Below are 25,771 nucleotides of genomic sequence, written 5' to 3'. Positions count from 1 at the left end.
CGCCGGCCTGCCGCTTCAGGGAGGATGAGACCGCGGGCGTTCTGCCGCGTCAGGTCTGTCCGGGCCGCAGCTGATAGAAGACGTGCTGGCCGATCGTGTCCATCTTCCTGAGCTTCTTCGCCCAGTACGGCCGCACGTAATTGGCGTGATAATGGGTCGAGGCGCCGACTTCCGGCAGATAGGTCGTGCCGTCATAGACCTCGCGCGCGATCCTGACCGCGTCGCGCCAGGAAGCCGGCTCGGTGATGCGCAGCGACTTGCCCTCGCAGGTGAAGGTGAACTGGCAGGCCAGGTAGCGGTTGCTGTTCTGGTAGACCACGCCGCAGACGCTGCTCGGATAGAGCCCGCTCTTCACGCGGTTGAGCACGACCTGCGCCACCGCCGCCTGCCCCTGGAGCGACTCGGAACGGGCTTCGAAATAGACGGCTTCCGCGAGGCAGCGCTGTTCTTTCGCCATGCTCTCCGGCGCGATCAGCTTGGTGTAGTCCTGCTTCACGCCGGGCTCGGCCAGGCGCAGGTCGCGATTGGCTGGCGCCGACGCGAGCGCGATCCGCCCGCGCTGCTGCTGCGGCGCGGAGTGGGCGGGCAGGGCCGACGGCGTCAGCGTGCCGATGATCGAGCCGACGAGCGGCGTCGAGGATGAAACCTGGCTTGCCTGCGGCACCGAGGGCGACGAGCCGTCGATGCTTTCCAGATGGAGTTCAGCCTGGCGCGCCGAGGTGATCTTGGGCTTCAGCGGCGAGACAGGCGAGGAATCCGACAGGGCCGGATCGGTCAGGCCCTCGTCATTGGCGTAGGGCTCGAAGCCGGTTTGCGGCCCGTCGACGGCTTCGGCCGCGCGCATGGCGTCGATCGAGAAGCCGCCGGAGATGAGCTTGGGTTGCGTGTCCCCGAAGACGACGCGCTCCAGTTCGATGGAGGGATGCTCGGTGAGGCCCGGCCGCAGGCTCGGCAGCATGTCGCCTTTGGCGGTGCGGTCGACCTCGGGAAAGGCCGCGGCGGCGGAGCGCTTCATGTCTTCGCGCGGCGCGCGCGGGTCGACGACAATACGGCGCTCCGGATCCTCGAACGAGAGCTTGGCCTGCGTGACGGCGGAGGTCAGGGCGAGGCCGGGCAGCCGGAAGGCGCTGGCCGCGACCAGCATCGAGGGACCTTCCGCCAGTTCGGAGACAGGGCCCGGAGCGACGCGGGGAATCGTGCTCGACGGCAGGCCGGTCGGCCCGAAATTCTGGCCGGCGGAGGCAGTGAAGGACACGAGCATGCCGACGGACAGGGCCCAGGGCGCGACGGTGCTCGCGGCCCATTTGATGCCGAGGGGGGGCGCCTTCCGCCCATGCCTGTGCACACGCCAATGACTCAAAGCGACACACCCGTCCCGATCGCACGGAACGAAAAACGCAGTCGGTACTCGCGCGCCTTCGTTGGAATCCGTTATCACCTCGGTAAGGTTGAGCACCGGTTAACAGCGGCGGAGAATCGCGCGCCATGACGGTGCGAGGGCGCACGACTCCTCATCGTCTGGGCATCGCCGAGCGGCTTTCTACCATACGGGGAAAGCGAGAACGCGTCTTGCCTTTCATGCGTCGCCGTGATGCGAGGTTTCACGAAATCGCGTTGGTTGCCGTCTGGGCAGGGCGCTAACGTGTAGCCACACATTCGAGGCTTCGGAGACAGCCATGACGTCCACGCCAGCGCGCAGCTACGCTCCGGAGATCATCGTCGCCGCCGGTTGCCTCATCGCGCTCATCACCTTCGGCCCGCGTGCCAGCGCCGGCCTGTTCCAGATCCCGATGACGATCCAGTTCAACTGGGGCCGCGACATCTTCGGCCTGGCGCTGGCGATCCAGAACCTGCTCTGGGGTCTCGGCGCGCCCTTCGCGGGCGCCATCGCCGATCGCTACGGCACGGTGCGTGTGCTCTGCGTCGGCGCGCTTCTCTACGCTGGCGGCCTCGTCATGATGGCCTATGCGACGACGCCGCTGCAGCTCCATTTCGGCGCCGGCGTGCTGATCGGCTTCGGCCTCTCGGCCTGCTCGTTCAATCTCGTGCTCGCCGCCTTCGGCAAGCTCCTGCCGGAGCAGTGGCGGCCGATGGCCTTCGGCGCCGGCACGGCCGCCGGCTCCTTCGGCCAATTCCTGTTCCCGCCGATCGGCAACATCCTGATCGACACGCTGGGCTGGCAGCAGGCGCTCATCGTCTTCGCCTTCACGCTGCTGCCGATCCTGCCGATCTCGATCGTCATGGCGACGCGCAAGACCGGCGCCGCCGCGGGCGCGGCTGCGGCCAACCTGCCGAACCAGACCATCGTGCAGGCGCTGAGCGAGGCCTTCAAGCATCGCAGCTATGTTCTGCTTGTGCTCGGCTTCTTTACCTGCGGCTTCCAGCTTGCCTTCATCACCGTACATATGCCGGCCTATCTCAAGGATGCCGGCCTGCCGGCCTGGGTCGGCGGCTGGACGTTGGCCGTCATCGGTCTCGCCAATGCAGTGGGCTCGCTCTCCTCGGGCTGGCTCTCGACGCGAATGCCGAAGCGCCATCTCCTCGCCTGGATCTACCTCGGACGAGCCGTGGCGATCGCCGCCTTCATCCTGCTGCCGCCGAGCCCGACCACCGCGATCACCTTCGGTATCGTGATCGGCCTGTTCTGGCTCTCGACCGTGCCGCCGACCTCTTCGCTGGTCATGCTGATGTTCGGCACCAAGTACATGGCGATGCTCTACGGCTTCGCCTTCTTCTCGCACCAGGTCGGCGGTTTTCTGGGCGTCTGGCTCGGCGGCGTGCTCTACGAATCGATGGGCAACTATCAGTTCGTCTGGTGGCTCTCGGTCGCGCTCGGCGTCGCGTCGGCCCTGATCAACCTGCCGATCGTCGAGCGGCCGGTGCACAGGCCGGCAGCGCAGCCCGCCTGAGCGGGAAGACGTTTCCTCGCGCGGCCGATGGCGTCGATGCCGTCGGCTCGCAGGCACTGGCGAGCCTGTTCCCGGTGACGAAATACGGCGGCGTCATCGCTGCCTGCGGGCTGCGCGGGGCATGGAACTGCCGCCCCTGATCGGGCCCCCGCATCCTGCGCGGCGTCGTCGAGATGGGCTGAAGCCTACCCCTCGAACAGCGTCCGCTGCCGCGTGAGTTCGTTGCTGCAGAAATCCATGAAGGCGCGCACGCGCGGCACATGCCGGATATCGGGATGGGTCAGCACCCATAAGCCCGTGGCAAAATCCGGATTGGGCGGCAGTAAACGCATCAGGTCCGACCGCTGGTCGGCGATGAAGCAGGGCAGCGGCCCGATGCCGAGGCCCTGCGCCACCGCCTCCGCGATCCCCAGCACGGCCGAACTCTTCAGCGCGATCCGCTCCGGCGCGACATGCTCGCGCACGAAGCGGGCGGCCTTCACATGCGAGAGCTGGTCGCCGAGTGCGACCCAGTCGCGCTGGTAGAGCAGGGCGGGGCTGGCTTCCTCTTCGGGCGTGATCCCGTCCGCGGCGCGGCCATAGATCGCCCAGGCGATGGTGGCGATGCGGCGGCCGACCAGCGTCTCGCCCGGCGTGTCGCTGGCGCGGATCGCGATATCGGCATCGCGCTTCGACAGATTGAGCGCCTGGTTGCCGATGACGACATCGAGCCGGATCAGCGGATGCGCCTTGCGAAAGGCGGCGAAGATCGGCAGCAGCACGTTCTGATAGAGCGTATCGGTCGTGGTGATCCGTAATTCGCCGGAGGGCGCGACGTCCCGCCCGGCGAGGCGCCGGGCGAAGGCGGTGACGTCCTCGTCCATCCGGCTTGCCAGCGCAGCCATCTCGGCGCCAGCGACCGTCGCGACATAGCCGGTCTTGCGCCGCTCGAAGAGCGGCAGGCCGACGAGTTCCTCGATCTGGCCGAGACGCCGGAACACGGTCGAATGATTGACCGAGAGCGCCGCCGCCGCCCCGGTCAGCCCGTCATGATCGGCAATGGCCTTGATCAGCCGGAAATCGTCCCAGGCGAGCTTGGCATTCATCGGCAAGGCATCCTCCTGCGCGCACGCAAGCCGATATCTTGCAGTGATGCAAGTTGGAGGAATTCAAATTCGGGAGAGCGAACCATCTCCGAGCCCTCATCCTGAGGAGCGCCGCAGGCGCGTCTCGAAGGATGCTTCAGGAGGCTCTGGTGACATCTGGAGCATCCTTCGAGACGCGAGCCTTCGGCTCGCTCCTCAGGATGAGGGCTATGAGGCCGTCAGCGCGGTGCCGCGGCGCGCCGCAGCCGGTCGTTGATCGCCTCACCGAGCCCATGCTCGGGAATGCGGGCGACGGCGATGGTTCTCCGCCCCATTTCGTCGAGCCGGCGCATATAGCCGAAGAGATGGGCGGCGGCCTCGCGCAGGTCGCCGCTCGGGCTGAGATTGAGCGAGGCCGGATGCTCATGCGTCTCGGGACCGAAGCCGAGCCAGGCCTCGCCATCGTCCGGAGCGTCGGCATCAAGCCTCACGCGTGCCGCAGGCGCATAATGCGAGGCGAGCATGCCGGGCGAGATCGGCGCATGGCCGGCATCGCCCGCAATCACCAGCGGCCGGCCGATCACGTGCTCGATCGCCTCGCGCGGCACCCCGCCGGGGCGCAGCAGCCGCGGCGCGCCGTCGAGGCAGGCGACGATGGTCGATTCGACGCCGACCTCCGTCGGGCCGGCATCGAGGACAGCGTCGATACGGCCTTCCAGATCGGCCAGAACATGCGCAGCGCTGGTCGCGCTGATCCGGCCGGAGCGATTGGCGGAAGGTGCCGCTATCGGCCGTCCCGCCGCTTCCAGCACGGCATGCGCGACGGGGTGCGCCGGAACGCGCAGTGCGACCGAAGGAAGTCCCGCCCGCGCCAGATCGCTCACCGTGCAGCCTGACGAGGTTGGAACGACCAGCGTCAGCGGCCCCGGCCAGAAGGCTTGCGCCAGCGCCAGCGCGTTCGCATCGAAGAGGCCCTGCCGGCGCGCGCTCGCCAGATCGGGCAGATGCGAGATCAGCGGGTTGAAGCTCGGCCGCTCCTTGGCGGCGTAGATGCCGGCAACGGCCGTGCCCGAGGTCGCGTCGGCCGCGAGCCCGTAGACCGTTTCGGTCGGCATCGCGACGAGCCCGCCCGCACGCAGCAGTGCCGCAGCCTCAGCGATGCCGGACGCATCGGGGACGAGGAGCTTCGTATGGCGCGGAGCGGGCAGGGAGTGATTCACGGCGAGATTGACCGATGATGGTTTATATATAAACTAACTGACGGGTGCGGCACGGGACGAAGGTCGCGCTCGCTTGCGCGTGGCTTAGGCGATAGTTCCTCGCTACCATCGCGGCAACGGCAAATGCAGGCTGCGGCCGCCTTTCGGGCGGGCGCGAGCCTCAGGGAGACGACCTATGAGCTATCGCGCCCCGGTTTCGGACATGCTCTCCACCATGCGCCACGTCGCGGGGCTCGACCGGCTGATTGCCGACGGGCTAGCGCCGGAGCTCGAAGGCGGCGTCGCCGAAGCCGTGCTCGACGAGGCCGCGAAATTCGCCGCCGACGTCATCGCGCCGCTGAACCGCGTCGGCGATCTCAACGGCTCGAAGCTGAAGGACGGCGCCGTCACCACGCCTCCGGGCTGGAAGCAAGCCTACAAGGCCTGGGCCGAGGCCGGCTGGAACGCGCTGCCGGCACCGGAAGCCTATGGCGGGCAGGGCCTGCCGGCATTGCTGCAATCGGCCTGCATCGAGATGTGGAACTCCGCCGCCTTCGCCTTCGCGCTCGGCCCGTTGCTGACGGTCGGCGCGATCGAGGCGCTCCATGCCCATGGTTCCGACCATCTCAAGGAGACCTATCTCGCCAAGCTCGTCTCCGGCGAATGGATGGGCACGATGAACCTGACCGAGCCGCAGGCCGGCTCCGATCTCAACGCGCTCCGCAGCAAGGCCGAGCGGGTGGGCGACGGCACCTACCGCATCACCGGCCAGAAGATCTTCATCACCTATGGCGAGCACGACCTGACCGAGAACATCATCCATCTCGTGCTGGCGCGTCTGCCCGATGCCCCTCCCGGCACGCGCGGCATCTCGCTCTTCCTCGTGCCGAAATTCCTGGTCAATGCCGATGGCTCGCTCGGCGCCCATAACGACCTGCGTTGTTCCGGCATCGAGCACAAGCTCGGCATCCATGCCTCGCCGACCTGCTCGATGGCTTTCGGCGACAATGACGGTGCGATCGGCTGGCTGATCGGCGAGGAGAATCGCGGCCTCGCCTGCATGTTCACGATGATGAACAATGCTCGCCTCAACGTCGCTCTGCAGGGCGTCGCCATTGCCGAGCGCGCCTATCAGCAGGCGCTCGCCTTCGCCCATGAGCGCAAGCAGGGCGCAGCGCTCGATGCGCCCAAGGGCGCGCCGATGAGCCCGATCATCGTCCATCCGGACGTGCGCCGCATGTTGATGGACATGCGCGCCAAGACGCAAGGTGCCCGCGCAATCTCCTATCAGGTCGCGGAGGCGCTCGACCGCTCGCATCGCGAGACCGACGAGGCCAGGCGCAAGGCCGCCTCCGAGCGCGCCGCGATCCTCACGCCCATCGCCAAGGCCTATGCCACCGATATCGGCATCGATGTCGCCTCGACCGGCGTGCAGGTCCATGGCGGCATGGGCTTCATCGAGGAGACCGGCGCCGCCCAGCATCTGCGCGATGCCCGCATCGCCGCGATCTATGAGGGCACCAACGGCATCCAGGCCATCGATCTCGTCACCCGCAAGCTGCCGCTATCCGGCGGCGACGCGGTGCATGCCCTCATCAACGAGATGCGCGGCATCGTCTCCGAGGTCGAGCGCGCCAACAATCCGGGCTTCGGCCATGCCGCCGCCCGCCTCGGTGCTGCCGTCGATTCGCTGGAGCGAGCCACGGAATGGATGCTCGGTGCGCTCGGCAGCAAGCCTGCCGACGCGCTGGCCGGGGCCACGCCCTATCTCAAGCTCTTCGCGCTGGCGCAGGGCGGCACGGGACTGGCCAGGAAGGCGCTTGCCACGCGCTCCGAAGCGGATGGCACCGCCGACCTCGCCACGGCCCGCTTCTATGCCGAATGCATCGCGACCGAGGCTCCGGCTCTCGAACTCGCGGTGACGGAGGGCGCCGGCGCCATCGCCGATGCGGCAGCGGTCTTCGCCGCGTGAGCGCAGCCGCGCCCCGTTCAGGCCGCCGCGCCCTTGCGGGCGCGGATATGCAGGAACAGCGGGACGATATGCGTGTCGGCGAGATAGGGCATGGCGCGCGCCGTCTCGGCATCGACATGCGGCTCAGCCATGTGCTCGATGGTCAGCCCCGCCGCGACGATCATCGCCACCCATTCGCTCAGCGTGCGGTGGAAGCGCGGCACCCGGAACGGCTCGACGCTGACCTTGACCTCGGTCGGGGCGGCGCCGAAGCGCCAGGTCTCGATCTCGCCGTCGACGCCGTCGAAATAGCGGCCGACCTCGATCGCGCGGATGTTGCCGTCATCGTCGCGCAACACCTTGCGATAGGGCGGAGCAAAGCAGGGGTGGAGAATAGAGAACTGCAAAAAGCCGCCCGGCTTCAGCACGCGCGCGGCCTCCGCCAGCGCCTTGTCCTGAAACGGCATGTCCATCAGCGACATGAAGGCCGTCGCGAAGTCGAACTGTTCGTCCGGGAGGGGCAGGGCGGTGCCGTCCCCGAACAGGTAGTCGATGCCGAGCGGCTTCGCGGCTTCCGCCTCCTGCGCGTGACGCAGGAAGGTCGGTGCGATGTCGACGGCGATCATGCGCCCGCCGGCTTCGGCCAGCTTGCGCGTGTTCGAGCCTTCGCCGCAGCCGATATCGAGGCCATCGAGCCCAGCGATATCTGGCAGGTTAGCGAAGAAGACGGGGCTGTTCAGCGCGTCGCGATAGAGGTCGTAGCCGGCCCGCGCATGCCGGGTCCATGTCTCGGCATTGGCCTCCCAGCAAGCGGCGACATCGGTGCTGTCCATGGTGCTGCTCCGTTGCGAGGGGAGCGGGGCTATAGAGCAGCGGGTGGCGAGTGGCTAGCGGATTTCCTGTCCCCCTCCACGAGTCATCCCGGGCGCAGCGAAGCGGAGACCCGGGATCCATGCCGGAGCGCTCCCCGCAAAGGTTCAGGCATGGATCCCGGATCGGCGCCGCTGATGCGGCTTGTCCGGGGTGACCCTGGAGGGATGAGGCGGATTGGCCCATCAGGGCCGAGAGTGTTGGCATGACCGTCTCTCTCTCCGGCCGCATCTGCCTCGTCGCGGGTGCCTCGCGCGGCCTCGGACGCGGTATCGCCAAGGCCCTGGGCGAGGCCGGCGCGACCGTCATCGTCACCGGCCGCTCCAGCGAGGCCGGGCCGCGCACCGATCAGCGTTCCGAGACCTTCGAGGACGCCGCTCGCGAGGTCGAGGCGGCCGGCGGCAAGGGCTATCCGTATCGCTGCGACCATACCAGCGAGCGTGATGTCGACGGGCTCGTCGCCTGGACACTGCGCCGCTTCGGCCGGCTCGACTGCGTCGTCGATGCGGTCTGGGGTGGCAATGAAGGCTATGACGGCGAGCGCTATCCCGACGGTTCCGGGTTCGGCACGCCGTTCTGGCGCCGCCCCGCGGCACGGCTGGGCGAGAGCTTCGAGAGCGGCGTCTATGCGCAGCTTTTGCTGGCGCGGGCGGTGGCGCCGGCCATGGTGCAGGCCCGCTCTGGCCTCATCGTCACGCTGAGCTTCGACATGGCGGGCGCCTATCTCGGCGATGTCTTCTACGACCTCGCCAAGGCGACGATGAACCGGTTGAGCTTCGCGATGGCGAACGAGCTGAAGCCCTTCGGCGTCACCGCACTGGGCCTGTCGCCCGGCCACGTCCTGACCGAGCGCGTTCGCGACGCGGGGCTCGGCGACCAGACCACCGAAACGCCACTCTATGCCGGCCGTGCCGTCGCGGCACTGGCGGCTGATGCCGATGTCATGCGCCATTCCGGCAAGGTTCTCCATGTCGCCGATCTGGCGCGCGCCTATGGCTTCACCGACCGGGATGGCTCGCAGCCGGCCCGCTACGTCATCGACAATCAGGAGGGAGGCGGCGATGTCGCTCAAGGGTAAGACGCTTTTCATCACCGGCGGCTCGCGCGGCATCGGTCTCGCCATCGCGCTCCGGGCGGCGCGGGACGGCGCCAACGTCACCATCGCCGCCAAGACGGCCGAGCCGCATCCCAAGCTCCCCGGCACGATCTACACTTCGGCCGCCGAGATCGAGGCAGCCGGCGGCAAGTGCCTGCCGCTGATGGTCGATGTCCGCGACGAGCAGAGCGTCGCCGAAGCGATCGCCAAGACGGCCGAGACCTTCGGCGGCATCGACATCGTCGTGAACAATGCCAGCGCGATCCAGCTCAGCAACACCCAGATGACCGATATGAAGCGCTTCGATCTGATGCACCAGATCAACACGCGCGGCACCTTCATGGTCTCGAAATATGCCATTCCCCATCTGGAGAAGGCCGAGAATCCGCATATCCTGATGCTGTCGCCGCCGCTGGACATGAAGACGCAGTGGTTCGCGCCGCATCTAGCCTATTCTATCGCGAAATACGGCATGAGCCTGTGCGTGCTCGGCCTCGCCGGTGAGCTGGCGCGCCAGGGGATCGCGGTCAACGCGCTCTGGCCGCGCACCACCATCGCGACGGCGGCTGTCCAAAACCTGCTCGGCGGCGACAAGATGGTGCAGGCGAGCCGCACGCCGGAGATCCTTGCCGACGCCGCCCACATGATCTTCTCGAAGCCCTCCCGCGAATTCTCGGGCCATTTCCTGATCGACGACAGCTTCATGGCTGGCGAGGGCGTCACCGATTTCACCCCGTACCGCGTCGACCCCTCGGTGCCGCTGATGCCGGATTTCTTCGTGCCGGCCGACAGCCTGCCGCCGCAGGGCGTGAAGGGTGGGGTCTGACGGCTCGGCAACGCGTCGATCCGCGCCGTCATCGGTTTGACACGCGGCTCGGATCGGAGTTCCTGCCGGTTTCCATCCCGACCGTGCAGCGAGATTCGCGCCCATGCTGACGATCCACGGCTCGTGCCCCGACACGCGCGACAAGCTCCGCCCCGGCAAGCTCGACGCCTACGGGGACTTTCCCGACGACGTGGTCTGGATCGACCTGCTCAATCCGACGCCCGAGGAGGACAAGCGGGTCGAGAAGCATTTGGGCATCTCGATCCCGACGCGCGAGGAGATGCACGATCTCGAGCCGTCCGAGATCATCTATACCGAGAACGGCGCGCGCTACATGACCGCGCGGATCATCTGCCAGTCCGACACCATCGTCCCGCTGCTGGCGGATGTGACCTTCATCCTCACCGACAAGGCGCTGGTGACGGTACGCTATGACGAGCCGGGCGCCTTCAACATCTTCCTCAACCGCGCGACCAAGCCGGGAGGCTGCGGCCAACAGCCGGAAGCGGTGCTGGACGGGCTGATCGAGGCGATCGTCGACCGCGCCGCCGAGGTGCTGCGCGGCGTCGGCGACAAGATCGACATCGCCTCGCGCCGCGTCTTCGCCGGGCGTGGCCAGGATGTCGAGCGCGGCGGCGTCTATCAGGTCGTGATCCAGAAGATCGGCCAGTACGAGCACATCATCTCCAACGTCCGCGAGAGCATGGTTTCGGTTGAGCGCGTACTGCTCTTCCTCTCGGCCAACTATACCCGGCCGAAGAAGGCGCAGACCGGCTTCTCGGCCGAATGGCGCTCCGCGGTGCGTGACGTGCAGGCCATCGAGGAGCACGCAGCCTTCCTGTCGAACAAGCTGCAGTTCATGATGGACGCCACGCTCGGCCTCGTCTCGATCGAGCAGAACAAGATCATCAAGCTGTTCTCGGTCGTCTCCGTCGCGCTGATGCCGCCGACGTTGATCGCCTCGATCTACGGCATGAACTTCAAGACGATGCCGGAGTTGGAGTGGCAGTGGGGCTATCCGCTCGCGGTCGGCCTGATGATCCTGTTCGCGATCCTGCCCTACCTGTTCTTCCGCTGGAAGAAGTGGCTGTGAGGCGCTGACCGCGCGCGATACGTTGAAGGTCGGATGACCCAGCCGCAGATTCTCTCCGTCCTTCTCGTCGCCGGCATGATGGCCGCCTTCCTGTGGGGGCGGCTGCGCTACGATATCGTCGCGATGCTCGCGCTGCTCACCGCTGTCGCGCTCGGGCTGGTGCCGGCGGCGGATGCCTTCAAGGGCTTCTCGGACGACATCGTCATCATTGTCGGCAGCGCGCTGGTGCTGAGCGCTGCGGTCGCACGCTCGCGCATCATCGAGCGATTGTTCTCGAAGCTGGGCACGGGCCTGACCTCGACGCAGCTGCAGGTGCCGCTCCTCGTCTTCGTCGTCGCCGTGATGTCGGCGATCATCAAGAATATCGGCGCGCTCGCGATGATGCTGCCGATCGCCTACCAGCTCGCCCGCAAGAGCGGGAAATCGCCCTCGGTCTTCCTGATGCCGATGGCCTTCGCCTCGCTGCTCGGCGGCATCGTCACGCTGGTCGGCACCTCGCCGAACGTCATCGTCTCCCGCGTCCGGCAAGAGCTCGGCGACGAGCCCTTCCGGATGTTCGATTTCGCCCCGGTCGGGATCGTTGTGGCCGTTGCCGGCTGCCTTTTCCTCAGCGTCGGCTATCGCCTGCTGCCGCGCAACCGCCGCGGCGCCGTCTCGCTCGATCAGGCGATCGACATCAAGGACTACCTGACCGAGGCCAGGCTCCGAAAGAAATCACCGCTCGCCGGCAAGACGGTCGCCGATCTCAAGGTCATCGGCGGCGGCGGGATCGAGATCGTCTCGATCCTGCGCAACGAGCGCCGTGTGCAGGCGCCGCTCCCCGACGCCTCCCTGCAGGCCGGCGACATCATTCTGCTGCGCGGCGATGCCGCCGTGCTGGAGCGGGTCGTCGCAGAAGGCGGGCTCGATCTCGCCGGCAAGGACCGCCCGACGCAGAAGCAGGACGCGCTCGACCCCGACCGCATCGCCGAGGCGATCATCGGCCCGGACTCGACCCTGATCGGCCAGTCGGCAGGCGATATCGCGCTGCACAGCCGTTTCGGCGTCAACATGATCGCGATCAGCCGCTCCGGCGAGCGCTTCAGCCAGCGGCTGCGCGACATCCGTCTGCGGGCGGGCGACATCGTCGTCATCCAGGGCGACGAGAAGCTGCTGCCGGAAAAGCTCTCCGAACTTGGCCTCCTGCCGCTGGCCGACCGGCTGGTGCCGTTGGGCTCGACACGCCGCGTCGTCCTGACCGTGACGATCGTACTGGCGGCGATCATAGCGCTCGCGGCCGGGCTCGCGCCGGTGCCGCTCGTCTTCTTCGCCGCCGCCGTGCTGCTGATCGCGTTCCGCTGCGTGCCGCTGCGCGAGGCCTATCAGAGCATCGATGCGCCGATCCTGCTGATGCTGGCAGCGCTGATCCCGGTCTCCGATTCCCTGCGGACGACCGGCGCGACCGATCTCTTCGCCTCCTGGCTCGCGATGATCGGCGGCGGCTTGCCGGGCTGGGCCTCGGTCGCCCTCATTCTTGTCGCAGCGATGGCGGTGACGCCGTTCCTCAACAACGCCGCGACCGTGCTGGTGATGGCGCCGATCGGCGCGGGTTTCGCGAAAAACCTCGGCTACAATCCCGACGCCTTCCTGATGGCGGTGGCGATCGGCGCGGCCTGCGACTTCCTCACGCCGATCGGCCACCAGTGCAACACGCTGGTGATGGGGCCGGGCGGCTATCGCTTCAGCGACTATGCAAGACTCGGCGCGCCGTTGTCGCTGCTGGTCATCCTGCTCGCGGTGCCGATGATCCTGCTGGTCTGGCCGCTGAGATAGCTACAGCCAGCCGTTCTGCTTGAAACGCCAATACAGGATCGAGCAGGTGCAGACGATCAGCGCCAGCACGGAATAATAGCCGTAATACATCTTGAGTTCCGGCATGTTCTCGAAATTCATGCCGTAGATGCCTGCCACCGCCGTCGGCACCGCCAGGATGGCGGCCCAGGATGCCAGGCGCTTGGTGATCAGGCTCTCCTGGCTTTGTCCGACCAGAAGGCTCGCCTCGAAGGCGAAGGCCAGCACCTCGCGCAGGCTGTCGATCTTCTCCTGCACGGTGCGGACATGGTCGGTCACGTCGCGGAACATCGGGGCGAGCGTCGGCCGGACCTGCGGCACCGTGCCGTTCATCAGGCGCTGGCAGACATCGACCAAGGGCGCCACCGCATTGCGCAGGCGCAGCAGGTCGCGCCTGAGCATGTAGAGCCGCTCGATATCGGAGCGCCCCATCGGCTTGGCCAGGATCTTGTCCTCGATCTCCTCGACCTCGTCATGGATCGCTTCCAGCACCGGCATGTAGTTGTCGACGATGAAATCGAGGATCGCGTAGAGGATGAAATCCTCGCCCTTTGCCAGTGAGGTCGGGCAGGTCTCCCAGTGCTGCCGCACCGACTTGTACGAGGTCGAGGCGCCGTGCCGGACGCTGACGATATAGCCGCGACCGACGAAGATATGGGTCTCGCCGAAGGCGATGCGCCCCTCGATCAATTGCGCGGTGCGGGCGACGACGAAGAGCGCGTCGCCATATTGCTCGAGCTTGGGCCGCTGATGCGCGTTGGTGGCGTCCTCGACCGCGAGCGGGTGCAGGTTGAACTGCTGCTGCACGCAGCGCAGCAGCGCGGGCTCCGGCTCGAACAGGCCGATCCAGACGACATGGTCGTCCTTGCGCGCCCATTCGCCGGCTTCCGTCACCGGGATATCGGCGACGCGCACCCCATGGACATAGACGCCTGAGGCGATGACTCCGTCCAGAGGTGGATGGTCCTGCTCGGGTAGTGCTTCCCGCGCGGCGGAGGGGCTGAGCCGGACTTCCGAGACTGACATGCGACCACCTCGTCGATCGCTGGATCATCGACGTGCAGGCTAGAACTGTTCGATCTCCGTGGAAATCACTTTTCCGGCAAATGAGAGCGTTGCCGCGAGGCGATTGGGGCCTGATGAGAACACCGTTCTCGGCGTCGTCGGCTTCATCCACGCGATGTGCTCAAAAAGAGAATATTTTTATCGCAATTTGCGTGAATTGCAAAAATATCTGCTTTTGCGGAGGTCGACCCCGAGGGTGTATAGGAACATTCATCTACGGCCGTGAAGCCGCCCCAGAAGAGATCCTGTCATGACCACCGCAATTCCCCGGACCGGCGCCGCCGGAGCCGGTTCAAAACCGTTCTATGCCAGCTTCGGATTCCAGGTCCTGGCGGCCATGGTGATCGGCCTCATCCTCGGCTGGGTCGCGCGCAATATGGGACCGGTCGCGCCCGGCCAGCCGAACTGGCTGACCGTCACGCTCTCGACCACCGGCTCGATCTTCGTGCAGCTGCTGCAGGCGCTAGTGCCGCCCCTGATCTTCACCGCGATCGTCGCCTCGATCAGCAATCTCCGCCAGCTCTCGAATGCCGCCGCGCTGGTCTGGCAGACGCTGCTCTGGTTCGCGATCACCGCCTTCATCGCCGTGCTCATCGGCATCGCGCTCGGCCTTATCATCCAGCCCGGCATCAATGCCGGCGTGGCCGCCGCCAGCGCCAAGGCGCCGGGCTCTGTCGGTTCCTGGCTCGATTTCCTGAAGGGCCTCGTGCCCGCCAACATGTTCGGCCTGCAGGCGACGACGCGGGTCGAGGGCGGCGGCGCGACCACGCGCCTCGGCTTCAACGTGCTGCAATTGCTGGTGATCTCGATCGTCGTCGGCGTCGCGGCGCTGAAGGTCGGCGAACGCGCCAACAGCTTCCTCGCGCTGAACGAGTCCTTCCTCGCGATCGTGCGCAAGATCCTGTGGTGGGTGATCCGGCTGACGCCGATCGGCACCATCGGCCTGCTCGGCAATGCCGTGGCGCAGTACGGCTGGCAGACGCTGGAGCAGCTCTCCTGGTACGCCTTCGCCGTCTATCTCGGCCTCGCGATCGTGCTGCTCCTCGTCTATCCCGCGCTGCTCGTGTTGCACGGCCTGTCGCCGGCGCGCTTCTTCGCGGGTGCTTGGCCGGCGATCCAGCTCGCCTTCGTCTCGCGCTCCTCGATCGGCACCTTGCCGGTGACCGAGGCCGTGACCGAGAAGAGCCTCGGCGTGCCCCGCGAATACGCTGCCTTCGCCGTACCGCTCGGCGCCACCACGAAGATGGATGGCTGCGCCGCGATCTACCCGGCGATCTCCGCGATCTTCGTCGCGCAGTTCTACGGCGTGCCGCTCGGCATCCAGGAATACGTGCTGATCGCGTTCGTTTCGGTGATCGGCTCGGCTGCGACCGCCGGCCTCACCGGCGCAACGGTGATGCTGACGCTGACGCTCTCGACGCTCGGCCTGCTGCTCGCCATCGACCCGATCCTCGACATGGGCCGCACGGCGGTGAACGTTGCCGGTCAGGCGCTGGTGCCCACTCTCGTCGCCAAGCGGCAGGGCATGCTCGATCAGGCGCAGTACGACCGCGCCGGCGATATCGAGGCGATCGACGCGACGCCGCGCGCGGCCTAGCCGACGAGGAAAAACGCACTGTCATTCCGGGGCGCCGCGAAGCGGCGAGCCCGGAACCCATGAACACGACGCTGCCGTCATGGTCGGGCTTGTCCCGACCATCCACGTCTTTGTCGATGTCGGACGGTGTTCAAGACGTGGATGCTCGCCACAGGGCGAGCATGACGGCAACGACAATCGAATGTCGTGTTCATGGGGTCCGGGCTCAGGCCTTCGGCCTGCCCCGGAATGACAGTGGAGATATTCTCAGGCCATCACCTTGCTGACGACCTGCTTCAGCGCGGAACTGTCCCGCTCCAGCCAACCAGGAACCGGCAGGTTCTTCGAGCGCAGGAAGTCCGGGTTGAACAGCTTCGACTGGTAGCGCGTGCCGTAGTCGCAGAGCACCGTCACGATGGTGTGGCCCGGCCCCATCTGCCTGGCGAGCCGGATCGCGCCGGCGACATTGATGCCGGACGAGCCGCCGAGGCAGAGGCCCTCCTGCTCCAGCAGATCGAAGACGATCTGCACCGCTTCCGCATCCGGGATCTGGAAGGCGACATCGACCGGCGCATCCACCAGATTGGCGGTGATGCGACCCTGGCCGATACCCTCGGTGATCGAGGAGCCCTCGGCCTTGAGCACGCCCGCCGTGTAGTAGGAATAGAGCGCCGCCCCCATCGGATCGGCCAGCCCGATCGTCACCTTGGGGTTGCGCGCCTTCAGGGCCATGCCGACGCCGGCCAGCGTCCCGCCCGAGCCGACCGCGCAGATGAAGCCGTCGACCTGGCCCGCCGTCTGGTCCCAGATTTCCGGGCCGGTCGTGTCGAGATGGCCCTGCCGGTTGGCGACATTGTCGAACTGGTTGGCCCAGACCGCGCCGTTGGGCTCGGTCTTCGCCAGCTCCTCGGCGAGGCGACCGGAGACCTTCACGTAATTGCTTGGGTTGGCGTAGGGCGCGGCCGGAACCTCGACCAGCGTCGCGCCGGCCAGCCGCAGCATGTCCTTCTTTTCCTGCGACTGCGTCTCCGGGATGACGATGACCGAGCGGTAGCCCAGCGCATTGCCGACGAGCGCGATGCCGATGCCGGTATTGCCGGCCGTGCCCTCGACGATGACGCCGCCGGGCTTCAATTGCCCCTTCGCCTCGGCGTCGCGGATGATGGCGAGCGCGGCCCGGTCCTTCACCGACTGGCCGGGATTCATGAACTCGGCCTTGCCGAGGATGGTGCAGCCGGTTTCCGCCGAGGCGCGTTCGAGCTTGATGAGCGGGGTGTTGCCGATGGCTTCGATGACGCCATCCTTCATGTCGATCTTCGCGTGGATGGTCATGGCAGGATTTCCCAATGTCTCTCCAACCTGATAGGCGAAAGCCTCTCAGCGGTCATCAGTGAGCGGGCCTTTCGCCCTCGAGTTCGGAACAATGTCAGTCGCCAAGTCGCAAGCGGGAGAAATTTCTTCTCCGAAGCTCGCCATGAATGAAGTTCTCACCGTCGATCGCCTCGGCCAGAAGGGCGACGGCATCGTGCAGGCCGCCTCCGGCAGCGTCTTCATCCCCTACACGCTGCCGGGCGAGACCGTGCGTGCCGTCGTCGATGGCGAGCGCGGCCAGCTCGTCGAGATCATCACCCCGTCGGATTCGCGCATCGCCGCGATCTGCCCGCTCTTCACCCGCTGCGGCGGCTGCGCGGCCCAGCACATGGCGCCCGGCCTCTATCGCGAGTGGAAGCGCCAGCAGGTCTTGACCGCGCTCAGCCGTGCCGGCATCGAGGCGCCGGTCGCCGATCTCGTCGATGCCCATGGCGCAGGCCGACGCCGCGTCACTTTCCATGCCCGCCGGCAGGGCGAGGCGATGGTCGTCGGCTTCATGGCGGCACGCAGCCACGATCTGATTTCGGTCGAAGCCTGTCCGGTGCTGGCGCCGGGGCTCGATCGCGCGCCGGCCGTCGCCCTGATGCTGGCGAACCGCATGGGCAGCGCGAACAAGCCGCTCGATATCCAGGTCACCGCCTCTGAAGCCGGGCTCGATGTCGATATCCGCGGCCATGGCCCGCTTGGCGACAAGCTCAGGCTCGCCCTGACGCAGCTCGCCGAGCGGCTCGATCTCGCCCGGCTCTCCAACCATGGCGAGATCGTCGTCGAGCGCCGGCCGCCCTTGCAGCGCATGGGCAAGGCGCTGGTCGCGCCGGCCGCCGGTGGCTTCCTGCAGGCGACGGGCGCGGGCGAGGACGTGCTGGCTGGGCTCGTCATGGCGGCGCTGCCTAAAGGCAAGCGTGCCGCCGATCTCTTCGCCGGCTGTGGCCCGTTCAGCTTCCGCATTGCGGAGAAGATGCAGGTGCTGGCCATCGAGAGCGACAAGGCGGCGATGCTGGCGCTCGCCAAGGGCGCCGGTGCGACGCAAGGGTTGAAGCCGATCGCGACCGAGACGCGCGACCTGTTCCGACGCCCGCTGCTTGAGCATGAGCTCAACGGTTTCGACGTCGTCGTGCTCGATCCGCCGCGTGCCGGGGCGGAGGCGCAGGTCAAGCGACTGGCGGCGTCCAAGGTCAAGGACGTGATCTACGTCTCCTGCGATCCGGCGAGCTTCGCGCGCGACGCCGCGACCCTCGTTGCGGGCGGCTATGCGCTGGAGGCCGTGACGCCGGTCGACCAGTTCCGCTATTCCGCTCATGTCGAGCTCGTCGGCGTGTTCCGGCGGGGCAGGAAGGGCTAGGGCAGGGCTTCAGGATGAGCGCAATTCTCGATCGCATGGCCGCTATCGTCGGCGCGAAGAACGTCATCACCGATGCCGACGCGATGGTGCCCTATCTCAAGGAATGGCGCGATCTCTTCCGCGGCAAGGCGCAAGGCATCGTGCGCCCCGGCTCGACCGCCGAGGTCGCCGAGCTGGTGAAGCTCGCGGCCGAGACCGGCACGGTGCTGGTGCCGCAAGGCGGCAATACCGGCCTCGTCGGCGGCCAGATCCCGATCTCCGAGGGCAAGGAGGTCATCCTGTCGCTGCAGCGCCTCGACAAGATCCGCGCCGTCGACACCGATGGCGACACGATGATCGTCGAGGCCGGCGTCACGCTTAAGCGGGCGCAGGACGCGGCGGAAGCGGCCGGCCGGCTCTTCCCGCTCTCGCTGGCTTCGGAAGGCTCCTGCACCATCGGCGGCAATCTCTCGACCAATGCCGGCGGCACCGCCGTGCTGGCCTATGGCAATGCCCGCGAGCTCTGCATGGGGCTGGAGGTCGTGCTGCCGGACGGGCGCATCTGGAATGGGCTCCGCCAGCTCCGCAAGGACAATACCGGCTACGACCTGAAGAACCTCTTCATCGGCGCCGAAGGCACGCTCGGCATCATCACGGCGGCGGTGCTGAAGCTCTTCCCCGCGCCGGCGGCGCGCGCCACCGCCTTCCTCGCCGTGCCCGATCCGGCGGCGGCGCTCGAACTGCTGAACGCCGCCAAGGCCGGCGCCGGCGGCACGCTTACCACTTTCGAATTGATGCCGCGCATCGGCATGGATTTCGTCCTGCGCCACGCTTCCGGCACGCGCGATCCGCTCTCCGAGCCGTCGCCCTGGTATGTGCTGATGGAAGTCTCCGCCCAGCAGGCCTCGGGGCTCGACGAGCATGTCGAGGCCTTCCTCGGCGAAGCGCTGGAGAAAGGCATCGTGACGGATGCGGCCTTGGCGGGTTCTCTGGCCCAGCGCGCCGATTTCTGGAAGCTGCGCGAGATGCTCTCGGAAGTGCAGACCTATGAGGGCGGCTCGATCAAGCACGACGTCTCCGTGCCGATCCATGCGACGCCGGAGTTCCTGGCCCGCGCCATCGCGGCGGTGGAGGCGATGGTGCCGGGCTGCCGACCTGTGCCCTTCGGCCACCTCGGCGACGGCAACATCCATTTCAACGTCAGCCAGCCGGTCGGCGCCGACAAGGCCGGCTTCCTCGCGCGCTGGAGCGAGATGAACGAGGCGGTCCACGCCATCGTTGCCGAGCTCCACGGCTCGATTTCGGCCGAGCACGGCATCGGCCGCCTGAAGCGCGACCTGCTGCCCGGCGTGAAGGACCCCGTCGAACTCGACCTGATGCGCACGCTGAAGCGCACGCTCGACCCGAAGCGGATTCTCAATCCGGGCGCGGTGCTGGCGCAGGATTGATCCGCAGGTCGGAAGCTTGACCGTCCAATCGGCAGCCTGCACCGCGGAAGGCTGCCGCCGGAGGTCTGTGCTCAATAATTTGGCGGAATGGCCTTTCCGCTCGATTGACCGCTTTTGGCGGCATCTCTAGCCTTCGCCCTCATAAAGATAACATGAGGGGTTGGCTGCCATGATCGGCGTGACGCGGATGCTGTCGAATTGTGCGCGCAAGCAGGGCAGGGGGCCGACGCGGCGTGCGCTCGCCGTGCTGGCTCTGGCCGGAGCGGGTGCGATGGCCGGTGCGCTGCCCGCCGCCGCCCAGACGCCGCTCAAGTTCACGCTCGACTGGGTCTTCCAGGGCCCGACCTCGCCCTTCCTCGTCGCGCTCGACAAGGGCTACTACAAGGCCGAGGGGCTCGACGTCACCATGGACCCCGGCCAGGGCTCGGCCGGCGCGGTCCAGCGCGTCGCTACCGGCGCCTACGATATCGGCTTCGCCGACGTGAACTCGCTGATCGAGTACAACGCGAAGAACGCCGGCAAGGAAATCCTCTGCGTCTTCATGGCCTATGACTTCCCGCCCTTCGGCGTCCACGCCCTGAAGAAGAGCGGCATCACCAAGCCCACCGACCTCGCCGGCAAGAAGCTCGGTGCGCCGGTCTTCGACGCCTCGTTCCGTCTCTTCCCGGCCTTCGCCAAGAAGAACGGCATCGACGCGGCATCCGTCCAGCACGTCAACCTGACCCCGCAATTGCGCGAGCAGTCGCTGGTGCAGGGCACGGTCGATTTCATCTCCGGCCACTATTTCTCGTCGATCCTCGACCTGAAGGCGCGCGGCGTGAAGCCGGAGGATGTCGTCTCCTTCAACTACTCCGACTACAAGATGGACGTTTACGGCAACGGTATCATCGTCTCGCCGGCGCTGGCCGCCAAGCCGGAAGCGGTAACCGGCTTCCTGCGCGCCACCGCGAAGGCCTGGCGTGAGGTCGCCGCCAACCCGGCCATCGGCATCGCCGCCGCCAAGAAACGCGATCCGCTGATCGACGAGAAGCTGGAGGCCGAGCGCCTCGACATGTCGCTCAGGCTCAATGTGCTCACCCCCTTCGTGAAGGCGAATGGCATGGGCGATGTCGATCCGGCGCGCTTTGCCCGTTCGGTCAAGGATGTCGCCGAGGCCTTCGGCCTGCCATCCGCGCCCGAGCCTGACAAGGTCTTCACCGGCAAATTCCTGCCGCCGAAGGCGGATCGGATGCTCGCGCCTTGAGACCCATGTTTCTGGCTGCAGGGCCTCGGTTCCATTTTCGTCATGGTCGGCCTTGTGCCGACCATCCACGTCTTGTTCTGGCGAGGGCGGTGTTCAAGACGTGGATGCTCGCCACAAGGGCGAGCATGACGGTGTGGAACGTCGCATGACCGCCGAAACGCCCCTCGTCGAACTGCGGCAGGTCAGTCTCGCCTATGGCAGCGGGCCCAACCGCATGCAGGCGCTGGAGGATGCGACGCTTTCCATCGCCAAGGGCGAATTCATCGCCGTGGTCGGCCCGTCCGGCTGCGGCAAGTCGACCCTGATGAAGCTCGTCACCGGGCTCCTGCCGCCGACCGGCGGCGAGGTCCGCGTGCACGGGCAGGCGGTGAAGGGGCCGATCCGCGGCGTCGGCATGGCCTTCCAGGCGCCGACGCTGATGCCCTGGCGTACGACGCTCGACAACATCCTGTTGCCGCTGGAGGTGGTTGAGCCGCACAAGCGCCGCTTCCGCGCCAATAAAGCCGAATACGTCGCGCGCGGCGAGGCGCTGCTGGCTTCGGTCGGGCTCGGGGGCTTCGGCGACAAATACCCCTGGCAGCTCTCGGGTGGCATGCAGCAGCGCTCCAGCCTGTGCCGAGCGCTCGCCCACGAGCCCGATATCCTGATGCTCGACGAGCCCTTCGGCGCGCTCGACGCCTTCACGCGCGAGGAGCTCTGGGGCGTGATGCAGAAGCTCTGGATGGAGCGCCGCTTCACGGCGGTTCTGGTCACGCACGACCTGCGCGAGGCAGTCTATCTCGCCGACACCGTCTATGTGATGAGCCGGCGGCCTGGAAGGATCGTCAAGATCCGCAAGATCGAATTGCCGCGCCCGCGCACGCTGGAGACGACCTTCACGGTCGAGTTCGTCGACATCGTCCATGAACTGCGCGAGCGCATCCATATGGAGCATGCCTGATGCGGCCCCCGGCAGGACAAGGATCATGACGGAACCCCAGAAGCGCATCCTGCTTCTTGCGATGCCCTGGCTCGCCATGGGCGGGCTGCTGCTGGCCTGGGAGATCGCCTGCATCGTCTTCGACGTGCCGGAAATCCTGGCACCACGCCCGAGCCGCATCATCGAGACGATGATCCTGCGCTGGGACATCCTGCTGCGCTTCTGCCTGGAGACGCTCTGGACGACGCTGATCGGCTTCGCGCTGGCGATCGGCTTCGGCCTGCTGCTCGGCCTCGCCGTTGGCGCATCGCCCTTCGTCTATTCGGGCCTGTACCCGCTGCTGATCGCCTTCAACGCGATCCCGAAGGTCGCGATCGTGCCGATCCTGATGATCTGGGTCGGTGTCGGCGCGCTGCCGGCAGTGATCACCGCCTTCGTCATTTCGTTCTTCCCGATCGTCGTGAACGTCGCGACGGGCCTCGCCACGATCGAGCCCGAGATGCGCGACGTGATGCGCTCGCTCGGCGCCAGCCAATGGGAAATCCTGACCAAGGTCGGCGTGCCCCGCGCGATGCCCTATCTCTTCGCCAGCCTGAAGGTCGCGGTCACGCTCGCCTTCGTCGGCTCGGTGTTGTCGGAGACGGTCGGCGGCAATCGCGGCATCGGCTTCCTGATGCTGTCGGCCGGCGCGCGCAACGACGCGCCGACGACCTTCGCCGGGCTGTTCTCCATCGCCATCATGGGCATCGCGCTCTACGCGCTCTGTGCCCTGGTCGAGCGGCGGATGACCCGCTGGGCCTTCCGCGGCGAGATCGTCGCCTGACCCTTCAGCCCTCATCCTGAGGAGCCGCGAAGCGGCGTCTCGAAGGATGCTCCAGATGTCTCCCGAGCCTGCTGGAACATCCTTCGAGATGCGCTTCTGCGAAGCGCTCCTCAGGATGAGGGCTTCAGAAGGGCGCTACGGCGTCGCGACGTACCCATCGCGGCGCGGGTCGGCGGCGCCGGTGAATACGCCCGTCGCGGGATCGACCGCCACCGCCTGCATGCCGCCGCAGCGCATCGTCCAGCCGACATCGAAGGCGCGCGCCTCGTGTCCGCGCCTGACCAGCTCGGCGATCGTTTCCGGCGTGATGCGGTTCTCGATCTCGACGAGGCGACCGTCCCAGAGCCGCGCTCGCGGTGCCTCGATCGCCTCCTGGAGTGGCAGGCCGTAAACGAGGTGCTGGACCATGGCCTGAGCCTGCGTCTGCATGATGCCGTAGCTGCCGGGCGTGCCGAGCGCGAGCACCGGCTTGCCGTCGCGGGTCGAGAGCGTGGGCGACATGCACATCGGCAGGTCGTCGCCGGGCTTGGAGCGGTTCGGGCTGCCGGGCTGGACATCGGCCCAGTACAGGAAGTTGTTGAAGCAGAGCCCCGTGCCGGGCACGACGACACCGCTGCCGAAGGGGCTGCCGAGGCTCTGCGTGATGCAGATCAGGTTGCCTTCACTGTCGGCGACCGAGAGCGATGTCGTGTGCGCCGGGTCTTCCTTGTCTTGCGGTACCCATTGCTCGGTCGGGCCGGTCACCGGCTTGCCGTCGGTCAGGCGCTGGCGCAGCCGCGCGACGGACGCGTCCGACATGATCTCGGCCAGCTTCTCCGGCGAGGGGTTGTTATGGGCAATGCGCTCGCCGGCCGCGAGGCGGATCGCGCGATAGACGAGGTCGAGATGATCTGCCCCGTCCCGCGGCTTCGACGCCAGATCGACGCCGTCGAGCAGCTTGAGTGTCAGCAGGAACTGGAAGCCCTCGCAGGGCGGCGGCGGCACATGCACCGACAGGCCTTTGAAGTTTGCCGCCATCGGCTCGCGCCAGACCGTCTTCACCGCCGCGAGATCGGCCATGGTCAGCGAGCCGCCGAGCGCCTGCAGATGCGCGATGATCTTCTCGCCGAGTGCACCGCGATAGAAATGGTCCGGCCCCTTCTCGGCGATCTCGCTCAGCGTGTTCGCAAGGTCCGACTGGACGAGCACCGAACCGAGATGCATCGGGCCGTTGGGCTGGTAATTTCTGGACCAGGCCGCATAGAGCGCCGGAATCTTCTCCAGCAGCGGGTCGTTCTCCTCGAACTCCGCCGCGCCGAACTCGGCCAGCGCGAAACCGTCCCGCGCCAGGGCGATCGCCGGCGCGAAGACCTCGGCCAGAGACTTGCGGCCATAGGTCTTCACCAGCTCGCACCAGCCGGCGAGATTGCCGGGCGAGGCGACGGCGAGCGCGCCGCGCTCCAGATCGATGCGCTTGCTGAAGCGGTCGGCCGGGAAACTCGCCGGGATCGGCGGTACGAAATCGAGCACGCGCACCCGCTTCTCGGCTGCGACCCACATCGTCGAGAGGCCCATGCCGGCAAGGCCGGACATGAAGGGCTCGACCACATTCAAAGCGGCGGCTGTCGCGGCGGCGGCGTCGAAGGCGTTGCCGCCCTGCGCCAGCAATCTTGCGCCGGCCTGTGCCGCCAAAGGATGGGCCGCGGCAACCATGCCGTGGCGAGAGGTCATCGTAGGGCGGCGGCCATGCATCTTCAGTCTCCTCCTCGTCATCTTCTGACGCGATCAGAGCACGAATCCGGCGCTAGAACAGGCTGCCTTGCCCGTTATCTTCGGGAGGCCGGGTCGCTTTGCGCGCATGACGCTTCGGTTCCTCGGGCGCCTCCTCTTGCGGAAGCTCGGCCAGCGGCAATTGGATCTCGGCCGCGTCATTGGCGACCTTGTTGACGGCATTGCCGATGGCGATGGCCTCCAGCAGATCGTCCGGCGGCGGCTTCAGCAGGCGCCCGGTCTGCTCCGACGTAGCCTGCGGGTCGAGCCAGGCCTGGTAGTCGCTGGGATCGAGGATGATCGGGCTGCGGTGATGGATCGGCGCCATCGTGCCGTTGGCTGGTCCCGTCATCATCGCGACGGTGTCGATCTCGGAGCCATCAGGCGAATGCCATGTCTCCCACAGCGCGGCGAAGGCGAAGAGGCCGCGATCCGTCTTGCGGAACAGGAAAGCCTCACTCTGGGCCTGCTTGCCGGTTCCGCTGCGCCGCCATTCGTAGAAGGCATCGGCCGGCAGCAGGCAGCGCCGCCGCGTCAGGGCATTGCGGAAGGAGGGCTTCTCGGCGGCGCTCTCCATGCGGATATTGATGACGAGCGGGAAATCCTTGAGGTCCTTGACCCAGCCGGGAATGAAACCCCAGCGCATCAGCAGGAACTGCGGCGCTCCGTCATGAGGTCGGATCACCGGCACGGGCTGCGTCGGCGCGATATTGTAGCGTGGCGGGAAGTTCGGCTGCTCGCGGTAGCCGAAGGCATCGCGCATCGCCTCGGGAGGCAGGGTGATCGCATAGCGTCCGCACATGCAGGCTGTTTACGTCAAGACGAGCGCTTGGAAGCAACACTTTATTTGCGGTTGCACCAACATAGTCGCGCCGGTTTGGGGTAGCGGATGAGCGTCATCGCGACGGAGATGCTGGCTGGAACGGCGGCCGAACGGCTCGACGCCGGTGTCCTCCCGCGCCTGTCGACCGATTTCCTCAATCGCTACAGCGAAGCCCTGATGCTGATCGAGATGGTCGCGATGGATGATAGCATCCTCGCAGATCTCCAGGCTTGGCAGGCTGTCGGCTATCGTGAGCATTTCGCCGCATCGGCCCTGCGCTGTGCCGCTTCGGCTCTCGCCGCCTATGACGACCTGAACCCGAACAGGGCCCGGTCTTTCGACGAGGCCTGCCATGCGATGACGCGGTTGGTGCGCACGGTGACGGCGCTGCTCGCGGAAACGCCGCCTCAGCCCGAGCTGCCAATTATCGTCGAGGTCGCCAGCGAGGCTCTGCGTCGGCAGATCGCCCGTGCGACGCAATTCATCAACGCGAATGGCACGATCGACATCGCGGCATTCGAGGATGCCGTGTTGCAGGCGCAGATCGACGCCTTGCTCGCACGCTGATCGGGCATTCGTCGCAGCATCGGAATGA

General features: G+C 66.9%; 21 protein-coding genes. 13 read left to right on the top strand and 8 right to left on the bottom strand.

What is annotated here, in order from left to right; all coding sequences use genetic code 11:
- Window positions 1–49: 49 nt before the first annotated feature.
- A complete protein-coding gene (locus ACODTJ_RS16315; RefSeq protein WP_488849437.1) occupies window positions 50–1,360 on the bottom strand; it encodes a cell wall hydrolase in 1,311 nt (436 codons plus the stop codon).
- Between the two features lie 316 nt (window positions 1,361–1,676).
- Here ACODTJ_RS16315 and ACODTJ_RS16310 point away from each other — a divergent pair, with 316 nt between their 5' ends.
- Entirely contained in the window at window positions 1,677–2,909 is a 1,233-nt protein-coding gene (locus ACODTJ_RS16310) for an MFS transporter (RefSeq protein ID WP_488849435.1), read from the top strand.
- A 185-nt stretch (window positions 2,910–3,094) separates the two neighbouring features.
- On the opposite strand, the gene ACODTJ_RS16305 is transcribed toward ACODTJ_RS16310, so the two are convergent.
- Complete coding sequence (locus ACODTJ_RS16305) at window positions 3,095–3,994, bottom strand: LysR family transcriptional regulator (protein ID WP_454659024.1); 900 nt, start codon at window positions 3,992–3,994, stop codon at window positions 3,095–3,097.
- Between the two features lie 218 nt (window positions 3,995–4,212).
- Complete coding sequence (locus ACODTJ_RS16300) at window positions 4,213–5,193, bottom strand: L-threonylcarbamoyladenylate synthase (protein WP_454657800.1); 981 nt, start codon at window positions 5,191–5,193, stop codon at window positions 4,213–4,215.
- A 175-nt stretch (window positions 5,194–5,368) separates the two neighbouring features.
- Here ACODTJ_RS16300 and ACODTJ_RS16295 point away from each other — a divergent pair, with 175 nt between their 5' ends.
- Entirely contained in the window at window positions 5,369–7,144 is a 1,776-nt protein-coding gene (locus ACODTJ_RS16295) for an acyl-CoA dehydrogenase family protein (RefSeq protein WP_454657799.1), read from the top strand.
- 17 nt (window positions 7,145–7,161) lie between these two features.
- Here the strand turns inward: ACODTJ_RS16295 and ACODTJ_RS16290 are convergent, their stop codons facing one another.
- Window positions 7,162–7,956 carry a class I SAM-dependent methyltransferase gene (locus tag ACODTJ_RS16290; RefSeq protein ID WP_454657798.1) on the bottom strand — a complete coding sequence of 265 codons (795 nt, stop codon included), beginning with the start codon at window positions 7,954–7,956 and terminating at the stop codon, window positions 7,162–7,164.
- Between the two features lie 242 nt (window positions 7,957–8,198).
- On the opposite strand from ACODTJ_RS16290, the gene ACODTJ_RS16285 reads away from it, so the two are divergent.
- From ACODTJ_RS16285 to ACODTJ_RS16270, 4 genes are all read left to right on the top strand, one after another.
- Window positions 8,199–9,071 (top strand): SDR family NAD(P)-dependent oxidoreductase, encoded by an 873-nt coding sequence (locus ACODTJ_RS16285; protein ID WP_454657797.1) that lies wholly within the window; start codon window positions 8,199–8,201, stop codon window positions 9,069–9,071.
- Window positions 9,055–9,915 (top strand): SDR family oxidoreductase, encoded by an 861-nt coding sequence (locus ACODTJ_RS16280; protein WP_454657796.1) that lies wholly within the window; start codon window positions 9,055–9,057, stop codon window positions 9,913–9,915. The genes ACODTJ_RS16285 and ACODTJ_RS16280 overlap by 17 nt, the downstream gene beginning before the upstream one ends.
- Window positions 9,916–10,018: 103 nt before the next feature.
- Entirely contained in the window at window positions 10,019–11,008 is a 990-nt protein-coding gene (locus ACODTJ_RS16275; protein WP_454657795.1) for a magnesium transporter CorA family protein, read from the top strand.
- Window positions 11,009–11,041: 33 nt separating this feature from the next.
- Entirely contained in the window at window positions 11,042–12,820 is a 1,779-nt protein-coding gene (locus ACODTJ_RS16270; RefSeq protein ID WP_488849431.1) for an SLC13 family permease, read from the top strand.
- Here the strand turns inward: ACODTJ_RS16270 and ACODTJ_RS16265 are convergent, their stop codons facing one another.
- A complete protein-coding gene (locus ACODTJ_RS16265) occupies window positions 12,821–13,864 on the bottom strand; it encodes a magnesium and cobalt transport protein CorA (RefSeq protein WP_454657793.1) in 1,044 nt (347 codons plus the stop codon).
- A 289-nt stretch (window positions 13,865–14,153) separates the two neighbouring features.
- Here ACODTJ_RS16265 and ACODTJ_RS16260 point away from each other — a divergent pair, with 289 nt between their 5' ends.
- Window positions 14,154–15,500 (top strand): dicarboxylate/amino acid:cation symporter, encoded by a 1,347-nt coding sequence (locus ACODTJ_RS16260; protein ID WP_454657792.1) that lies wholly within the window; start codon window positions 14,154–14,156, stop codon window positions 15,498–15,500.
- Window positions 15,501–15,746: 246 nt separating this feature from the next.
- Here the strand turns inward: ACODTJ_RS16260 and ACODTJ_RS16255 are convergent, their stop codons facing one another.
- A complete protein-coding gene (locus ACODTJ_RS16255; RefSeq protein ID WP_454657791.1) occupies window positions 15,747–16,811 on the bottom strand; it encodes a cysteine synthase A in 1,065 nt (354 codons plus the stop codon).
- A 142-nt stretch (window positions 16,812–16,953) separates the two neighbouring features.
- Between ACODTJ_RS16255 and ACODTJ_RS16250 the strand changes: the two genes are divergently transcribed.
- The 5 genes from ACODTJ_RS16250 (at window position 16,954) to ACODTJ_RS16230 (ending at window position 22,604) form a co-directional block, all read left to right on the top strand.
- Entirely contained in the window at window positions 16,954–18,192 is a 1,239-nt protein-coding gene (locus ACODTJ_RS16250; protein WP_454657790.1) for a class I SAM-dependent RNA methyltransferase, read from the top strand.
- 14 nt (window positions 18,193–18,206) lie between these two features.
- Window positions 18,207–19,619 (top strand): FAD-binding oxidoreductase, encoded by a 1,413-nt coding sequence (locus ACODTJ_RS16245; RefSeq protein ID WP_454657789.1) that lies wholly within the window; start codon window positions 18,207–18,209, stop codon window positions 19,617–19,619.
- A gap of 169 nt (window positions 19,620–19,788) precedes the next feature.
- The gene (locus ACODTJ_RS16240) at window positions 19,789–20,862 is read left to right on the top strand and encodes an ABC transporter substrate-binding protein (RefSeq protein ID WP_454657788.1); all 1,074 of its coding nucleotides are present in this window, start codon (window positions 19,789–19,791) and stop codon (window positions 20,860–20,862) included.
- Between the two features lie 145 nt (window positions 20,863–21,007).
- Complete coding sequence (locus ACODTJ_RS16235; protein ID WP_454657787.1) at window positions 21,008–21,802, top strand: ABC transporter ATP-binding protein; 795 nt, start codon at window positions 21,008–21,010, stop codon at window positions 21,800–21,802.
- A 25-nt stretch (window positions 21,803–21,827) separates the two neighbouring features.
- Window positions 21,828–22,604: an ABC transporter permease gene (locus tag ACODTJ_RS16230; protein WP_257732576.1), complete on the top strand. Its 777-nt coding sequence runs from the start codon at window positions 21,828–21,830 to the stop codon at window positions 22,602–22,604.
- A gap of 135 nt (window positions 22,605–22,739) precedes the next feature.
- Here ACODTJ_RS16230 and ACODTJ_RS16225 read toward each other — a convergent pair whose 3' ends face one another.
- Together ACODTJ_RS16225 and ACODTJ_RS16220 are read right to left on the bottom strand one after the other, a co-directional pair.
- A complete protein-coding gene (locus tag ACODTJ_RS16225) occupies window positions 22,740–24,335 on the bottom strand; it encodes a gamma-glutamyltransferase family protein (RefSeq protein ID WP_454657786.1) in 1,596 nt (531 codons plus the stop codon).
- Window positions 24,336–24,387: 52 nt separating this feature from the next.
- Window positions 24,388–25,155: an SOS response-associated peptidase gene (locus tag ACODTJ_RS16220; protein WP_454657785.1), complete on the bottom strand. Its 768-nt coding sequence runs from the start codon at window positions 25,153–25,155 to the stop codon at window positions 24,388–24,390.
- A gap of 87 nt (window positions 25,156–25,242) precedes the next feature.
- On the opposite strand from ACODTJ_RS16220, the gene ACODTJ_RS16215 reads away from it, so the two are divergent.
- Window positions 25,243–25,743, top strand: a complete 501-nt coding sequence (locus ACODTJ_RS16215) for a hypothetical protein (protein ID WP_454657784.1) — start codon at window positions 25,243–25,245, stop codon at window positions 25,741–25,743.
- Window positions 25,744–25,771: the final 28 nt, after the last annotated feature.

The organism is Allobosea sp. FG18, assembly GCF_057809495.1.
This window is presented reverse-complemented; position numbering and strand designations above follow the sequence as displayed.

Bases quoted from the DNA above. Each gene is read 5' to 3' on its own strand.
- ACODTJ_RS16310 (WP_488849435.1), top strand. From the start codon at position 1,677: ATGACGTCCACGCCAGCGCGCAGCTACGCTCCGGAGATCATCGTCGCC.
- ACODTJ_RS16305 (WP_454659024.1), bottom strand. From the start codon at position 3,994: ATGAATGCCAAGCTCGCCTGGGACGATTTCCGGCTGATCAAGGCCATT.
- ACODTJ_RS16295 (WP_454657799.1), top strand. From the start codon at position 5,369: ATGAGCTATCGCGCCCCGGTTTCGGACATGCTCTCCACCATGCGCCAC.
- ACODTJ_RS16290 (WP_454657798.1), bottom strand. From the start codon at position 7,956: ATGGACAGCACCGATGTCGCCGCTTGCTGGGAGGCCAATGCCGAGACA.
- ACODTJ_RS16285 (WP_454657797.1), top strand. From the start codon at position 8,199: ATGACCGTCTCTCTCTCCGGCCGCATCTGCCTCGTCGCGGGTGCCTCG.
- ACODTJ_RS16280 (WP_454657796.1), top strand. From the start codon at position 9,055: ATGTCGCTCAAGGGTAAGACGCTTTTCATCACCGGCGGCTCGCGCGGC.
- ACODTJ_RS16275 (WP_454657795.1), top strand. From the start codon at position 10,019: ATGCTGACGATCCACGGCTCGTGCCCCGACACGCGCGACAAGCTCCGC.
- ACODTJ_RS16270 (WP_488849431.1), top strand. From the start codon at position 11,042: ATGACCCAGCCGCAGATTCTCTCCGTCCTTCTCGTCGCCGGCATGATG.
- ACODTJ_RS16265 (WP_454657793.1), bottom strand. From the start codon at position 13,864: ATGTCAGTCTCGGAAGTCCGGCTCAGCCCCTCCGCCGCGCGGGAAGCA.
- ACODTJ_RS16260 (WP_454657792.1), top strand. From the start codon at position 14,154: ATGACCACCGCAATTCCCCGGACCGGCGCCGCCGGAGCCGGTTCAAAA.
- ACODTJ_RS16255 (WP_454657791.1), bottom strand. From the start codon at position 16,811: ATGACCATCCACGCGAAGATCGACATGAAGGATGGCGTCATCGAAGCC.
- ACODTJ_RS16250 (WP_454657790.1), top strand. From the start codon at position 16,954: ATGAATGAAGTTCTCACCGTCGATCGCCTCGGCCAGAAGGGCGACGGC.
- ACODTJ_RS16245 (WP_454657789.1), top strand. From the start codon at position 18,207: ATGAGCGCAATTCTCGATCGCATGGCCGCTATCGTCGGCGCGAAGAAC.
- ACODTJ_RS16240 (WP_454657788.1), top strand. From the start codon at position 19,789: ATGATCGGCGTGACGCGGATGCTGTCGAATTGTGCGCGCAAGCAGGGC.
- ACODTJ_RS16235 (WP_454657787.1), top strand. From the start codon at position 21,008: ATGACCGCCGAAACGCCCCTCGTCGAACTGCGGCAGGTCAGTCTCGCC.
- ACODTJ_RS16230 (WP_257732576.1), top strand. From the start codon at position 21,828: ATGACGGAACCCCAGAAGCGCATCCTGCTTCTTGCGATGCCCTGGCTC.
- ACODTJ_RS16225 (WP_454657786.1), bottom strand. From the start codon at position 24,335: ATGCATGGCCGCCGCCCTACGATGACCTCTCGCCACGGCATGGTTGCC.
- ACODTJ_RS16220 (WP_454657785.1), bottom strand. From the start codon at position 25,155: ATGTGCGGACGCTATGCGATCACCCTGCCTCCCGAGGCGATGCGCGAT.
- ACODTJ_RS16215 (WP_454657784.1), top strand. From the start codon at position 25,243: ATGAGCGTCATCGCGACGGAGATGCTGGCTGGAACGGCGGCCGAACGG.